This window comes from Pseudofrankia coriaricola, from assembly GCF_032027725.1.
Taxonomy (GTDB): domain Bacteria; phylum Actinomycetota; class Actinomycetes; order Frankiales; family Frankiaceae; genus Pseudofrankia.
Genome location: NZ_JASNFO010000021.1, coordinates 14,576 through 27,629 on the forward strand (window position 1 = coordinate 14,576; position 13,054 = coordinate 27,629).

Consider the following 13,054-nt stretch of genomic DNA (forward strand, 5'->3'; position numbering starts at 1 on the left):
ACGCGGTGTCATCCCGCGACACCGCCTGACTTGCCCAGTCCAGTCAGCAGGGGCATGGCCTTGTCCAGCAGCGGCCCGAGCTGGCTCGACAACGGCGCGAGCTTGTCGAGCAGCGCGGGGCCGATCGCCGGCGCGCCCGCGCCGCCGGTCAGCGAGCTCAGCATCGGTGTGAAGATCGGCCCCAGGGCCGGGCCGACGACGTCCAGCAGGCTGACGCCGACATCCGCGCCGGGCCATTCGGCGGCGCCCGGGTCGAGTAGGCCCAGCCACGGATCGTTCGCGGCATAGGTGACCGGTCGCGGCGGGCCGGCCGGCCACATGGCGCGCAGGATGAGCGCGAGGTAGGCCGGGTCCAGCCCGGTGAACAGGCCGCGCACGGCGGTCCGCGGGGCCATCGCGGCCGGCACGTGCGCGGCCACCTCGACAGCGCCCAACAAGGGGAATACCACGACCCGGTACTGCGGCCGGGAGAACAGGTAGCCGGGCGTGCCCGGCGGCACCACCTCCCAGGAGCCGTCGCCGAACACCAGGTGCCCGGGGCCCGGCAGGTACGGCGCCAGCTCGTTGATCGGTCCGATGTGGCCGATCTCGGCGATCGCGGTCCTGATGCTCACCCTGCCGTCGAGGGTCCGGATCCCGTAGGCCTGCAGCCGCCCCACCGTGTAGAGCTCGCCGGGACCAGCCGGCACCTGGTCGAGCGCGGCGACCAGCGGCCCGGTGGCCAGGAACCCGGGAACATCGAGCGTCCCGAGCGGGATGGTCACCCGTTCGAGCCCGATCGGCCCGAACGGCGGCAGCCGCCCCGCATCGGAAGCCGCCGGAACCGGCACCCCTATGAGGGCCGACGCGGCGGGCGCGCCGGCGACCCCGGCCGCCCCCATGCACCCGGCCACGACCAGCGTCAGGGCCACGGCGCGAACAGCCCTACCAGACCGACCGCCTCGACTACACAGAGTAACCATTGATACGTAGGCTAACGGCGACGTGCCGGCCCTCCCGGCCGCCCGCGCCCCGGGCGTGGCGCCAGGCCACGACCCGGGCTCGCCAGCGGGCCAAGGCTCACAGCGGGCGCGACGGGCGCGACGGGCGCGACGGGCGCGACGGAGGCGACGGAGGCGACGGGCGGAGCAGGGCGGCTACGGGTGCTGGCTGCTCACGGAGACGATCTCGCCGGTCATGTAGGTCGAGTAGTCGCTGGCGAGGAAGGCGATGACGGTAGCGACCTCCCAGGGCTCGGCGGCGCGGCCGAAGGCCTCCCGGCGGGAAAGCTCGGCGAGGAAGTCCTCGTCGCTGACCTTGGCGAGGAACGGATGCATGGCGAGGCTCGGCGCGACCGCGTTCACCCGCACTCCACAGGGGGCCGCCTCCATGGCGGCGCACCGGGTCAGCGCCATGACGCCGGCCTTGGCCGCGGCGTAGTGCGCCTGGCCGGACTGGGCGCGCCAGCCGACGACGGAGGCGTTGTTCACGATCACGCCGGCGCCGGCGGGCAGCATCCGGCGCAGGGCGGCCCGGGTGGCCCGCATGGTGCCGGTCAGCGTCACGTCGAGCACCGTCGACCACTGCTCGTCGGTCATCTCGGTCAGCGGCACGTCGCCGCCGAGGCCCGCGTTGTTGACGAGCACGTCCAGCCGGCCGTGGGTGTCGTGGACGGCGTCGAACAGGGCGCCGATCTGCTCCTCGCTGCGCACGTCGCAGGGCACCGCCAGCGGCGGCGTGCCGGCCAGCTCGCCGAGCTTCGCCGCGGCCTCGCCGAGGCGGCGGACGTGGTGGTCGGAGACGACGACCGTCGCGCCCTCCAGCGCCGCCCGCCAGGCGGTGGCGAACCCGATGCCGGTGCCGGCGGCGGCGGTCACCAGGACGACCTTCCCTCGCAGCAGGTCCCGCCCAGGCGGTGGCTCCGGCGCCGCGCGGGGGCCAGCGGCCTGGGGCGTGGTCTCGGCGATCTTCCCGTCAGGCACGCGGCAGCCCCAGCGTTCTCTCGGCGATGATGTTGCGCTGGATCTCGCTCGACCCGGCGTAGACGGTGTCGGCTCTGCTGAACAGGAACAGAGACTGCTCGGGCCGCAGCTCGTAGGGCTCGCCCTCGACGAGCATCGCCTCGGCGCCGAGCACGTCCATCGCGAGCTCCCCCAGCCGCTGGTGCCAGGTCGACCAGTAGAGCTTCCCGATCGACGACGCCGGGCCGGGCGGAACGTCGGCGGTGGCATCCGCGAGCGTGCGTAGCGCGGTGAAGCGCATGATCTCGACGCCGATCCAGGCACGTACCAGGCGGTCGCGCAGGTGCGGTTTCTCCCAGGCTCCGTTGCGCTTGGCCAGGGCGATGATCCGCTCCAGCTCGCGTTTGAAGCCGACCTGCTGGCCGAGCGTGAAGGTGCCGCGCTCGAAGCCGAGCGTGGCCATCCCGATCCGCCAGCCGTCGCCCTCGGCTCCAACCAGGTTGGCCGCCGGCGTGCGCGCGCCGTCGAAGAAGACCTCGTTGAACTCCGATGTGCCGGTCATCGACACGATCGGGCGGATGTCGATGCCGGGCTGGCGCATCGGGACCAGCAGGTAGGAAAGACCCCGGTGCCGCGCGGAGCCAGGCTCGGTGCGCACCAGCGCGAACCCCCAGTCGGCCTGATGCGCGAGCGAGGACCAGACCTTCTGCCCGTGGATGACGTAGTCGTCGCCGTCGCGGCGGGCGCGGGTGGACAGCGCGGCCAGGTCGGAGCCGGCGCCCGGCTCGGAGTACAGCTGGCACCACAGCGCCTCGCCCGCACGGATCGGCGGCAGCAGCCGGCGGCGCTGGTCCTCGGTACCGAAGGCGATGAGCGTCGGGCCGACCATGCCGTCGCCGATCAGCCCGACCCGCGCCGGCGCGTCCGCCCGCGCGTACTCCTCGTGGAAGACGACCTGCTCGGCGACCGACAGCCCCCGTCCGCCGTGCTCCTTCGGCCACGACAGGCAGGTCCAGTTGGCCGCGGCGAGATGACGCTCCCAGCCGAGGCGCAGCTCGAACGCCTCATGCTCACGGCCGGGACCACCGAGGCCGCGAGCCCCCGCGAACTCACCGGTCAGCGCGTCGGCCAGCCACGCGCGCACCTCCTCGCGGAAGCCGGACGCCTCCGCGTGGGCCGCGCCCGGCGGCCCTGACGCCCCGCTCGGCACCAGCTCGCTCGACACCACGGCAGACAGGCTAGCGCGCCGCCCAAGCTAGCGCTTGGTTTCGCGCTCAGGCTCGACTTTACCCGGTCCCGTCCGTGGCTCGCGGGTGACCATTGTCCGTTCCAGAATGCCTGGTCGCGGTCACCCAGCGCAGGTCACGGATAGCCGCGGTCGCGCTAACCGGCCGAGTGGTCGCGGATGCCGTCGAAGACGGTGGTGAGGAACTGCTCAGCCAGCTCCGGCGGCCCGAGGGGCCCATCTGGGGAGTACCAGTGCACCGACACCCAGATCGCGTCGCGCAGGAAACGATGAGTCAGCCTGGGGTCGAGCTCGGCACGCAGCTCACCGGCGGCGACGCCGTCGCGCAGCGCCGCGAGCCACAGCCGCTGGCTTTCCTCCTCGGAGGCGCGCAGGTAGGCGAACCGTGGCAGCGTCGCCAGGTAGCCGCGCTCGTTCTGGAACACCGTGACGGCCGCGCGGTGCCGCGCGATCGCGACGAACGCGGCCTTCACCAGCGCGGCGATCGTGTCGCTCGGCCCAGCCTGCGCGGCGGCGATCGCGGCGTGCTGGGCGTGCAGGTCATCGAGGAAGCTCGACAGCAGCTCGTCGACGATCGACTCCTTGGAGTCGAAGTGGTGGTAGAGGCTGCCGGACAGCATGCCGGCGGCGTCCGCGATCTCCCGGACCGTCGTCGCCCGGTAGCCCCGCTCGGCGAACAGGCCGGCGGCGATCTCGACGATGGCCGCGCGCCGTTCCGATTCGCCAGCCGCCGCCGCTCGCCCGCCCCTGGCGGTGCGGGCGGCCCTGCCCTGCCGACCCGCGCGCGCCGGGGCGGGCGCGGCGGCCTTGGCTTCGGCCTCGGTCTCGGCGTCGCTGGCGGCGGCCCTCGACGTCGCCCCCGGAATGGCCCCGGCGGCGGTCGGCACGGAAGCCACGGGCGCGCCGTCCGCGGCCCCAATGGCGCCCGTGCGCCCGCCGGAACGGCCCCGGGCCCGGTCACGCGTCGGTGAGGTGTCCACCTCCGCATTATCGCCCGTCAACCAAGCGCTTGGTCGGTTCGGCGCCGCGTGACCGCGCGGTGATGGCGACCGCCGCCGCGACAGGGCCTCACGGTGGCCGCGACCGGCGGTCCGCTGGCGGCGACACGCCGAGAATCCGCGCGACTCGGCGCGCCGCGGGCGTACCTGCCCTCCCGCGGCCGCATCCGGAAACGTATGGTCAAGGGCGTGGTACCCGATGCCGACGGATTCGCGGACGATACCGGTGACGACCGCCTGGGCGCCGGCGGCCTCCTCGACGAGGCCGTGACCGGCGCCGACCTCTTCGGCGGTGACGTCCTGACCGACCAGACAGCGGGCGACGCGGCCCTCACCGCCCGGATACGGCGGCGCTCGCCGGGCTCGTTGGAAGCGGAGATCCTCAACGTGCTGCACACCGCGCGCCGCGAGCTCTCCCCCGGCCAGGTACGCGAGCGCCTGGTCAGCGGCGCCACGCTGTCGTACAGCGCCGTGGTCACGACGCTGACCCGGCTGCATGGCAAGGGGGTGGTCACCCGCCGCCGGGCCGGCCGCGCCTTCCTCTACCTGGCGGAGTCCGACGCGGCGAGCCTCGTCGCCTGGCGGATGAACCGCCTGCTCGACGAGCAGGCCGACCACCGCCCGGCGCTCACCCACTTCGTCGCCGCGCTCTCCCCCGGCGACGAGGCGCTCATCCGCCAGTTGCTCACGGAGAGCCTCGCGGACCCGGTCCCACCGTCCACCGGCCACGCGCCGGGCCAGGGCGGGCCGGACGGCGCCGCCGGGCGCGCCCCCCACAACGGGCAGGATGCTGGCGAGACAGGCCCGTGGGACAGGAGGCACGGCTCCGGCGACGGCCGCGCACCGGCCGGGCACTAGATGGTCGGCGAGCTGGTCCTCTGCGCACTGGTCGCCCCGCTGCTCGGCACGCTGGTGATGCGCCTGCTCGCGGACCGGGTGGCCGCGGGCATCGCCGTCGTCGCCTTCACGGTCTCCGCCTGCCTGCTCGCTCTCGGGACGGCGCTGGTGCTGCTCGCCGGTGGCATCCACACGACGACAGCGCTGGTGAACACCGGCAAACGTGGGTGGACCGCCGAGGCCTGGGCCGACGCCGGCCAGGATGTGTGGCTGTCGGGGCCGTGCGCGCTCGTCGCCGTCGTGGCCGCCGTCTCGGCGGCGCGGGCGTGGCGCCGGCAGCGGACCGCCCTGCGGGCCGCCGGGGTGGAGGCAGCCGCGCTTCCCGGCGGGGACATCGTCGTGGTGGTCCCCGGCAAGCACCCGGACGCGTTCACGCTGCCCGGCTCACCCGGCCGGATCGTGGTCACCGAGTCCATGCGCGCGGCCCTGAGTCCAGACGAGCTCGGGGTGGTGCTCGCGCACGAGCGCGCCCACCTCCGCGGCCGCCACCATCGCTACGTCGATGCGACAAGGCTCGCCGCCGCCGGCCAGCCGCTGCTGCGCCCGGTCGCCCGGCTGGTCGAGTACGGCGTCGAGCGCTGGGCCGACGAGCGGGCGGCGGTCGAGGTCGGCGACCGGGTGCGGGTCGCCCGCGCGATCGGCACGGCCGCCCTGGTCACCGCCGCGGCCGGCCCGCCGTCATCCCCTGGCTCCGCCTCGCCTGGTTCTCGGTGCCCGGCCGGTCACGCGTCGCTGGGCTCCGCCCCATCCGCGCTGCGCATCGCCGTACCTGACTGGCTGGAGGAGCCGGCACGCTCCGCGACCACGGTGTCGCGCCGCGCGCGGCGCGACGAGAGTGTCCGGCGGCCCCCACGCGCCCGGCGCGCCGATCGTGCCGGGCGCACTCCCCGGCCGGGCCCGGTCCCGCGCCGGGTCCGGGCCCTCCTACGCCCGCTGCCCGCCTCCAGCCACCTGATGCTGCTGACGATCCCGGCATTCCTGTCGCTCGGCTCCTGCTTCTTCGCCGGCAACATCTGCTACGACCTCCACCTCCCCCTGGCCATGGCCCTCGAGCTCGAGGCCCAGTTCTAGGAGAACGGTTCAGGCGCCCCGCAGACTACGGCGTGACGTGGTCACAACGCGGGGTACTGTTACCACATGGCCAGTCCCGCTCTTGACCTCGACGATGATGATGACGACGACGAGCACTCTGTCGGCATTCGCGATCTTTCGCACCACACCAGCCAGGTGCTCGGGCGGGTACGCGCGGGCGAGCGGATTGTTATCACAGACCGCGGCGAGCCGGTTGCCATGATGGTGCCGCTTCGCCGGTCGACCTGGATCCGGCCCGCCGCCGGATATGTCAACAGCGGTGACCCGGGCTGGGCAGCCCAAGCTGCCGAAGAACTCACCGGGTTCGGCGAATGATCATCGCAGATACCAGCGGTGTCCTGGCATTCCTCGACGCGGGCGCCGCCGAACACGCCGACTGCGTGGCGATTGTCGATCGGATCGAACGTCCGATGCTGATCTCGCACATGGTCATCGCCGAGACCGACTACCTGCTCACGACCAGATTCGGATTGACCGCGGCCAACCGGTTCCTGTCGGAGGTCGCGCGAGGGTCCTGGGAACTGGCCGCCAGCGACGCCCACGACATCGACACAGTCGTCACAGTGAACACGCGCTATGAGGCTCTCAAGCTCGGTGCGACCGATTGTCTGAACATCGTGCTCGCCGCGCGCTACGGCGCCAAGACGCTGTTCACCCTCGATCATCGCCACTACCGCGCCATCGTCCCGCTGGGCAAACCGGAGCCGTTCCTCCTGCTGCCAGCCGACCAAGATCACTGGTCACCGTACAAGCACCGGTGAGCCACAGGGCGGACACGGCGCCACCGCCGAGCGGTTCTGCGAGCTGACGGCAGTCAGTCGGCGACGTCGCGCTCAGCGACAATACCGGCGGGCGTGAGGCGAACTAGCAGTTCGCCGGGGACCCCGTTGCGGCGGCCGAACTCCTCGGCGCGGTCGGCGCCCATGTAGCGGCCGCCGATCGCGGCCGCCCAGCGGCGCACCTCGGCCAAGTCCTCCGACACGGTCACGGTGCCGCTCACGACCACGAACGAGTACGGCGGCGTGTCGTCGTCGACGCACAGGCTGGCCCGCCCATCCCGGCGCAGGTTGCGTCCCTTGAGGGTGTCGGCGCCGGTGTTGAACAGGATGTCGTCGCCGTCGAGCACGAACCAGATCGGGGCGATGTGCGGCCGCCCGTCCGCCCGGACGGTGGCAAGCTTCCCGGTCCGCGTCCCCGCCGCCGCGAACTCCCGCCACTCCCCCGCACCCATCGCCACCATGCCCCCACCCTCGCACACGCTCAGCGAGGCCGGGAACCGCGACCGTCGGCGGCTACCCCGCGAGACCCATAGCGGAGGAACAAGTTGGATATGGGTGTGGGAATCGAGGTTCGTCGTATCGCTGCGTCCGACGGCCCCCGGCTGCGCGAGGTGCGGCTGGCCGCGCTCGCCGACGCGCCCGGCGCGTTCTGGCAGACGTTCGACGGCGAGGCCGCGCGACCGAGCGACGACTGGCCCCGCCGGGCCGCCCGGGCCGCCGCGGGGGACGCGCACGCCACGTTCCTGCTGGAGCGCGATGGCGAGCCGATCGGGATGATCGACGTCCACCAGCCGTCGATGGCACCGGAGTTCCGCGAGCTCGCCGCGATGTGGGTGGCACCGGCCGTGCGCGCCACCGGTGCGGCCGACCTGCTGATCGAGGCCGCGCTGGGCTGGGCACGCTCGGTCGGCGCGATCGGGGTCCGGCTGTGGGTGGAGGTCGCGAACCTCGCGGCGCAGCGGACCTACCGCCGGCACGGGTTCAAGCAGATCAGCGGCCCCGAGCGCGACCACGCCGACCCGGCCGGGAAGTCCTACCTGTCGATGGCACTCCCGCTGAACCCCGAGGCGGCGGCATCGCCGACCTTCCTGGCCCGCGCAAGCGCCCCCTGGACCGACGAGTCGGGCTGAACCACCGCCCGCCAGGGCGCGCGCAGCTTCTCCTGCTCCGGTGTGCAGGCGAGATGCATGCGCACCTCTGCTGACCGCGCTCGTCCTGTCAGGCGGGTGGGCTCTGGCGGTCGAAGAGGATGCGGGCGAGCCAGAAGCGCAGGAAGGCGGCCATCGAGTAGCGCACGAACAGCGCCGCGCCGACGACGCTGATCGAGACGGCGACCGTGCCGAGGACGATCGCGTCGCGCTGCTGCAGCGGGTTCGTCGTCCCGTGCGAGATCACGTACGCGATGACCCCCAGCACGGGGCCGGCCGCCAGCAGCACGGCGCCCAGGCGCAGCAGCGCCCCCTCGCTGCGAGCCCGCGGATCTCGGATGCGCAGTGCCGCCATGTCGGCGCGGAACGCGTCGGCGCGGCTGCCGCTCCCCGCGCCGCCGGCCCGTTCGTCCGTGGCCGGCGGGGCCGGCGGGGCCGGCGGGGCTTGCCCGGCCTGGCTCGCGGGATCGGCCGCGCCGGTGGTGGCGGCGGTGCCGGTCGTCTCGATCGTCACGATCTCACCTCGTCGATCGTCGTCATCGCGTCATGCCTGGCCGCCGGCGCCCGGGCCGCGCGGCGCCGGAGGCGTCATCAGGACTGTTCTCGTCACGGGCGGGCCGCCCGCCCAGGTAGGCACCGGAGAGACTGCCGGCGATGTCGGCCGGCCGGCCGGCGGCGGCGATCCGGCCCTCGACCAGCACCGCCGCGGTGTCGGCGACCTCGAGGACCGCCGCGGCGAACTGCTCGACCACGATGATCGTCACGTTCTCGGCGGCGATCGCCCGGACGGACGCGTACAGCTCCGCCACCACCAGGGGCGCGAGCCCCATCGACAGCTCGTCGAGCAGCAGCACCGCCGGGTCGGCGACGATCGCCCTGGCCAGCGCGAGCATCTGCTGCTCGCCGCCGCTCATCGTGCCCGCCGGCTGGTGCAGCCGCTGGCCGAGTTTCGGGAACCGGGCGACAGCCCGTTCCTCGACGTCGGCCCGCGACCGGCCGCCGCGGTAGGTCATCATCCGCAGGTTCTCCCGGACGGTGAGGCTCGGGAAGACACCCCGCCCCTCCGGGATCAGGCACAGCCCTCGTCGGGCGAGGTCGACCGGGTCTGCGCCGGTCGCCCGCCGACCGCCGAGCACGACGTCGCCGGCGCTCGCCACGTGCAGGCCGGCGATAACCCGCAGCAGGGTCGACTTGCCGGCGCCGTTCGGGCCGAGGACCGCGAGCACCTGGCCGGCGCCGACGGCGAGGTCGACGCCGTGCAGCACCTCGACCCGGCCGTAGCGGGCGCGCAGGCCGCGGGTCTCGACCAGCGGCGCCCCCGCGCCGCCGGGTGCCGCGCCGGCGCCCGGCCGCGGCCCGGCGGTCGCTCCGGCCGGCAGAACGGCGGTCATCGCGGCTCCTCCCCGGCTGAGCCGGTCGTCGCGGTCAGCCCCGCCTCGCCGGGTCCAGTGCCAGTGGCGCCGCCGGCGGGCCCGGCGACCGTGGCCACGGCGTCGGGGGCGGGGGCGGGGGCGGGCGTGGAGACGGTGCCGAGATATGCCTCACGGACGCGCGGGTCGGCGCGCACGCTCGCCGGGTCGCCCTCGGCCATCAGGGTGCCGAAGTCGAGCACGTACAGGTGCGCGCAGACGCCCATGACCAGCGTCATGTCGTGCTCGACGAGCAGGATGGCCAGGCCCTCACCGGCGAGCTCGCCGAGCAGGTCGGCGAAGGCCGCCGTCTCCTCCTCGTCCTGGCCGGACGCCGGCTCGTCGAGCAGCAGCACCCGCGGGCGCACGGCCAGCGCCCGGGCGAGCTCGAGGCGGCGGCCGAGGCCGGTGGGAAGCGTGTCCGCCCGCCGGTCGGCGAGCGCGGTGAGGCCCACCCGCGCGAGCAGCGCGCGCGGGTCGGCGGCGCCGACGGACGCCGAGCGGCGGCGCAGCCGGGCGGCGAGCTGCACGTTCTCCAGGACGGTGAGCTGCCCGAACAGCTCGAGGATCTGGAACGTCCTGGCGAGCCCGCGCCGGGCGCGCCGGTAGGGGGCGAGCCGGGTGATCTCCTGCCCGTCGAGCAGGACCCGGCCGGAGCTGGGCGGGAGCAGGCCGGTGAGGACGTTGAACAGGGTGGTCTTGCCCGCGCCGTTCGGGCCGATCAGCCCGGTGACCCGGCCGGCCTCCACGCCGAGGTTGACGGAGTGCAGCGCGACGTGCCCGCCGTAGCGGACCGTCACGTCGCGGACCTCAAGCAGCGCCAACGCGGACCTCCCCGAGACGGGACTCATCGACGCCGGCTAGGGCCAGCCGGGCGTCGAGGACGTCAAGGTCGGTCTGGCTGACCGGGGCGTCGAAGCCGAGCCATTCCAGCGGACCGGACAGGCCCTCGTCCGGCCCGGAAGCGACGACACCCCCGCCGACGCCGGTCGCGGCCGCCACCGGTGCGGCAGCCGCGGCGGTCGCGGTCGCGGTAGTGGTGGTAGTGGTAGTGGCGGCGGCGGTCGCGGTCGCGGCAGTCGCGGCCGCCTCGGAGGCGACCGTGTCGGCCGGGACAGCGACCGTCCCGGAGGCGCGATCGACGAGCGAGCGGGCGAGCAGGGGCGCGGCGACGGCGACCACCAGGATCCCCAGCATGAGCACATCCCCGTCGACCACGTGTGCCAGCCGCAGCACCCACAGCCCGGTGACGATGCCCACGGAGCCGACCAGCACGGCGGGCACCCGGCGCACCGGCTCGTAGGCCGGCCGCAGCACCGACGGGATCAGCCCGTTCGGGTTGGCCGCGAGCGCCAGCGCCGCGAGGCCGGCGAGCGTGGCGGTCACCCGGGTGGCCGAGTCGCCGGCGGCGCTGCTGATCGCGGCGGTGCCGAGCAGCAGCCCGGCGGCCAGGCCGCTGCCGATCGAGCTCACCCCGGCCACGACAACGAGCAGCAGCAGGGTCAGTCCGGTGAAGAAGCTGAAGGAGTCGGCGGTGGTGGAGCGCACCGCGGAGGCGTAGACGCCGCCGCCGAGCCCGGCGAGCCCGGCCGACAGGGTGAACACGGCGAGCGTCGTCAGCCGCACGTTCATCCCGAGCGTCGCCGACGCGGCCGGGCTCTCCTTGACGGCGATGAGCCGCTGGCCGAGCTCGCTGCGCCGCACCGCCACGACGGCGAGCGCGGCGAGCGCGAACAACACCGCGCCGGTGATGAAGAACGTCTTCGCCGAGTCGGTGTGGAAGCCCCCGACGCGGAACCGGTCGGCGGACAGCGTCCCGCCCTGGAACAGGTCGAAACGGTGCCCGGCCACGGTGAACGACGGCAGCTGGAAGATCCAGTTGTCGAGGGTGACGGCGAACGCGCCGGTCAGCAGCGCCAGGTAGATCCCGGACAGCCGCAGCGCCGGCAGCGACACCACGGCGCCGACGACGGCGGCGACCGCGGCCGCGAGCAGCAGCGCCGCCGGGTTGCCGCCGTTGCCGGCGTGCGCGACGACGGCCGCGCCGATGCCGGCGAAGCTCAGCTGGCACAGCGAGATCCGCCCGGCGTAGCCGACGAGCGGCACCATCGACACGCCGACGATCGCGAGCCCCCACATCGACGTGGAGGCGAACAGGTCGGCCTTCGACATCGTCGTCGCCGCGATGACCGCCCCGAAGACGACGGCGGCGCAGAACCCCAGCCCGCCGCCCCAGGTGGGTGTCGGGGTGATCTCGCGGACGGCGAGCGCCGGCCGGCCGCGCAGCCGGGAGGCGCGCAGCACCAGCAGCGCGACGAGCAGCACCAGCACCGGCACCACCGGCAGCGCGCCGCGCAGGTACTGCTGGCCGTAGTGGACCTTCGGGAGGTAGCCGACGGCGTAGTCGGCGGCGAGGCCGACCACGAGCGCGCCGACGAACGTCATCGGCAGGCTGCGCAGCCGGCCGATGACAGCGGCCGCGTAGGCGTTCACGATCAGCAGTGTCAGCGGGATCGCCGACATGGTGAGCTTCGGCGCGATCAGGATTCCGGCGAGCGCGGCGAGCGCCGTACCGGTCATCCAGGCCAGGCGCGCCGACGTGCTGGGCCGCGCCCCGTTGAGGGTGGCCAGGGACGGGTCGTCGACACGGGCGCGCATCGCGACGCCGGCGCGGCTGTGGTGCAGCAGCAGCCACAGGAGGACGGCGACCGCCGCCGCGACGCCGAGCACGAGCACGTCGTTGTAGGGCACCGAGATGGTGCCGAGGTGGAAGCCCTTGCCGGCGAACAGCTCCTGAGACCGCCGGAACGTGCTCGGGTCCCACAGCCACTGGACGAGCGAGACGAGCACGACAAGCACCGCGACGGTGACGACCAGCCTGGTCGACTCAGGAGCGCCGGCGAGCCGGCGCATCACCAGCCGTTCGAGCAGCAGGCCGAACAGCGGGGCGGCGACGAGGACGCAGAGCGGCAACGCGAGCGGGGCCGGCAGCCCCCAGCCGACGGCAAGCTGCCAGTAGGTGAAGGCGGCGAGCATCCCGGTCGCGCCGTGGGCGATGTTGAACACGCCGGTGGTGACGTAGGTGAGCGTCAGCCCGGATGCGCTGATCGCGTAGATCCCGGCGGTGGTCAGTCCACTGATGGTGAAGACCAGGAACTCGTGCACGCGCGACCTCCCGTCCCCTGCCCGCCGTCTGGCGGTCGCCCGACGGCCTGGGCCGCCAGGCGACCCGCGGCCGAGCGGCGCGGCCAGCCCGGCGACCACGGCCACCCACGCGGGCGGCCGGCGATCACTGTGGCCTACGCCACAGGACGCTCGGGGACATAGAACACGTTCCTAATCGATCAGGCAATGTTTTCACCCGACCGGCCCACAAACAGCCGCGCACGCTCGGGAAGGTTACGGAAGATCTCGGAGCGACTACCCCACGTGACAGTGATGCGGACTCTCGGCGCGGCTCGGCGGACCGGCCTCCCACATCACTAGAACAGGTTCTCGTTATGCGATAGAACCCGGATAGACGTAGGAACACGTTCTCATCGTGC

Annotated in this window: 14 protein-coding genes; 5 read left to right on the forward strand and 9 right to left on the reverse strand. The window is 73.9% G+C overall.

Annotation, left to right across the window (positions count from 1 at the left end; translation table 11 throughout):
• Positions 1–8: 8 nt before the first annotated feature.
• The 4 genes from QOZ89_RS12545 to QOZ89_RS12560 all read right to left on the reverse strand — a co-directional run bounded on the left by QOZ89_RS12545 (position 9) and on the right by QOZ89_RS12560 (position 4,082).
• Complete coding sequence (locus QOZ89_RS12545; RefSeq protein WP_312623822.1) at positions 9–911, reverse strand: hypothetical protein; 903 nt, start codon at positions 909–911, stop codon at positions 9–11.
• Between the two features lie 225 nt (positions 912–1,136).
• Positions 1,137–1,961: an SDR family oxidoreductase gene (locus tag QOZ89_RS12550; RefSeq protein ID WP_116271711.1), complete on the reverse strand. Its 825-nt coding sequence runs from the start codon at positions 1,959–1,961 to the stop codon at positions 1,137–1,139.
• Positions 1,954–3,168: an acyl-CoA dehydrogenase family protein gene (locus QOZ89_RS12555; protein ID WP_241842110.1), complete on the reverse strand. Its 1,215-nt coding sequence runs from the start codon at positions 3,166–3,168 to the stop codon at positions 1,954–1,956. Before QOZ89_RS12555 ends, QOZ89_RS12550 begins: the two co-directional genes overlap by 8 nt.
• Before the next feature lie 155 nt (positions 3,169–3,323).
• Positions 3,324–4,082 carry a TetR/AcrR family transcriptional regulator gene (locus QOZ89_RS12560; RefSeq protein WP_241842109.1) on the reverse strand — a complete coding sequence of 253 codons (759 nt, stop codon included), beginning with the start codon at positions 4,080–4,082 and terminating at the stop codon, positions 3,324–3,326.
• A gap of 291 nt (positions 4,083–4,373) precedes the next feature.
• On the opposite strand from QOZ89_RS12560, the gene QOZ89_RS12565 reads away from it, so the two are divergent.
• The 4 genes from QOZ89_RS12565 to QOZ89_RS12580 all read left to right on the forward strand — a co-directional run bounded on the left by QOZ89_RS12565 (position 4,374) and on the right by QOZ89_RS12580 (position 6,934).
• On the forward strand, positions 4,374–5,042 hold the full coding sequence (locus QOZ89_RS12565) for a BlaI/MecI/CopY family transcriptional regulator (protein WP_241842108.1): 669 nt from the start codon (positions 4,374–4,376) through the stop codon (positions 5,040–5,042).
• The gene (locus QOZ89_RS12570) at positions 5,043–6,152 is read left to right on the forward strand and encodes a M56 family metallopeptidase (RefSeq protein WP_071051776.1); all 1,110 of its coding nucleotides are present in this window, start codon (positions 5,043–5,045) and stop codon (positions 6,150–6,152) included. It abuts the gene before it with no gap.
• Positions 6,153–6,218: 66 nt separating this feature from the next.
• Positions 6,219–6,488 carry a type II toxin-antitoxin system Phd/YefM family antitoxin gene (locus QOZ89_RS12575; RefSeq protein WP_071051775.1) on the forward strand — a complete coding sequence of 90 codons (270 nt, stop codon included), beginning with the start codon at positions 6,219–6,221 and terminating at the stop codon, positions 6,486–6,488.
• Positions 6,485–6,934, forward strand: a complete 450-nt coding sequence (locus QOZ89_RS12580; protein WP_071051774.1) for a PIN domain-containing protein — start codon at positions 6,485–6,487, stop codon at positions 6,932–6,934. The genes QOZ89_RS12575 and QOZ89_RS12580 overlap by 4 nt, the downstream gene beginning before the upstream one ends.
• 53 nt (positions 6,935–6,987) lie before the next feature.
• Here the strand turns inward: QOZ89_RS12580 and QOZ89_RS12585 are convergent, their stop codons facing one another.
• The gene (locus tag QOZ89_RS12585; RefSeq protein WP_071051773.1) at positions 6,988–7,413 is read right to left on the reverse strand and encodes a PPOX class F420-dependent oxidoreductase; all 426 of its coding nucleotides are present in this window, start codon (positions 7,411–7,413) and stop codon (positions 6,988–6,990) included.
• A gap of 90 nt (positions 7,414–7,503) precedes the next feature.
• Here QOZ89_RS12585 and QOZ89_RS12590 point away from each other — a divergent pair, with 90 nt between their 5' ends.
• Positions 7,504–8,082 (forward strand): GNAT family N-acetyltransferase, encoded by a 579-nt coding sequence (locus QOZ89_RS12590; protein ID WP_312623823.1) that lies wholly within the window; start codon positions 7,504–7,506, stop codon positions 8,080–8,082.
• A gap of 88 nt (positions 8,083–8,170) precedes the next feature.
• Here QOZ89_RS12590 and QOZ89_RS12595 read toward each other — a convergent pair whose 3' ends face one another.
• The 4 genes from QOZ89_RS12595 to QOZ89_RS12610 are packed head-to-tail and all read right to left on the reverse strand — an operon-like array spanning position 8,171 to position 12,674.
• Positions 8,171–8,614, reverse strand: a complete 444-nt coding sequence (locus QOZ89_RS12595) for a hypothetical protein (protein WP_071051771.1) — start codon at positions 8,612–8,614, stop codon at positions 8,171–8,173.
• Between the two features lie 22 nt (positions 8,615–8,636).
• Positions 8,637–9,491: an ABC transporter ATP-binding protein gene (locus QOZ89_RS12600; RefSeq protein ID WP_083419419.1), complete on the reverse strand. Its 855-nt coding sequence runs from the start codon at positions 9,489–9,491 to the stop codon at positions 8,637–8,639.
• Positions 9,488–10,333: an ATP-binding cassette domain-containing protein gene (locus QOZ89_RS12605; protein ID WP_312623824.1), complete on the reverse strand. Its 846-nt coding sequence runs from the start codon at positions 10,331–10,333 to the stop codon at positions 9,488–9,490. The genes QOZ89_RS12600 and QOZ89_RS12605 overlap by 4 nt, the downstream gene beginning before the upstream one ends.
• The gene (locus tag QOZ89_RS12610) at positions 10,320–12,674 is read right to left on the reverse strand and encodes an ABC transporter permease subunit (RefSeq protein WP_312623825.1); all 2,355 of its coding nucleotides are present in this window, start codon (positions 12,672–12,674) and stop codon (positions 10,320–10,322) included. Before QOZ89_RS12610 ends, QOZ89_RS12605 begins: the two co-directional genes overlap by 14 nt.
• Between the last annotated feature and the right edge of the window lie 380 nt (positions 12,675–13,054).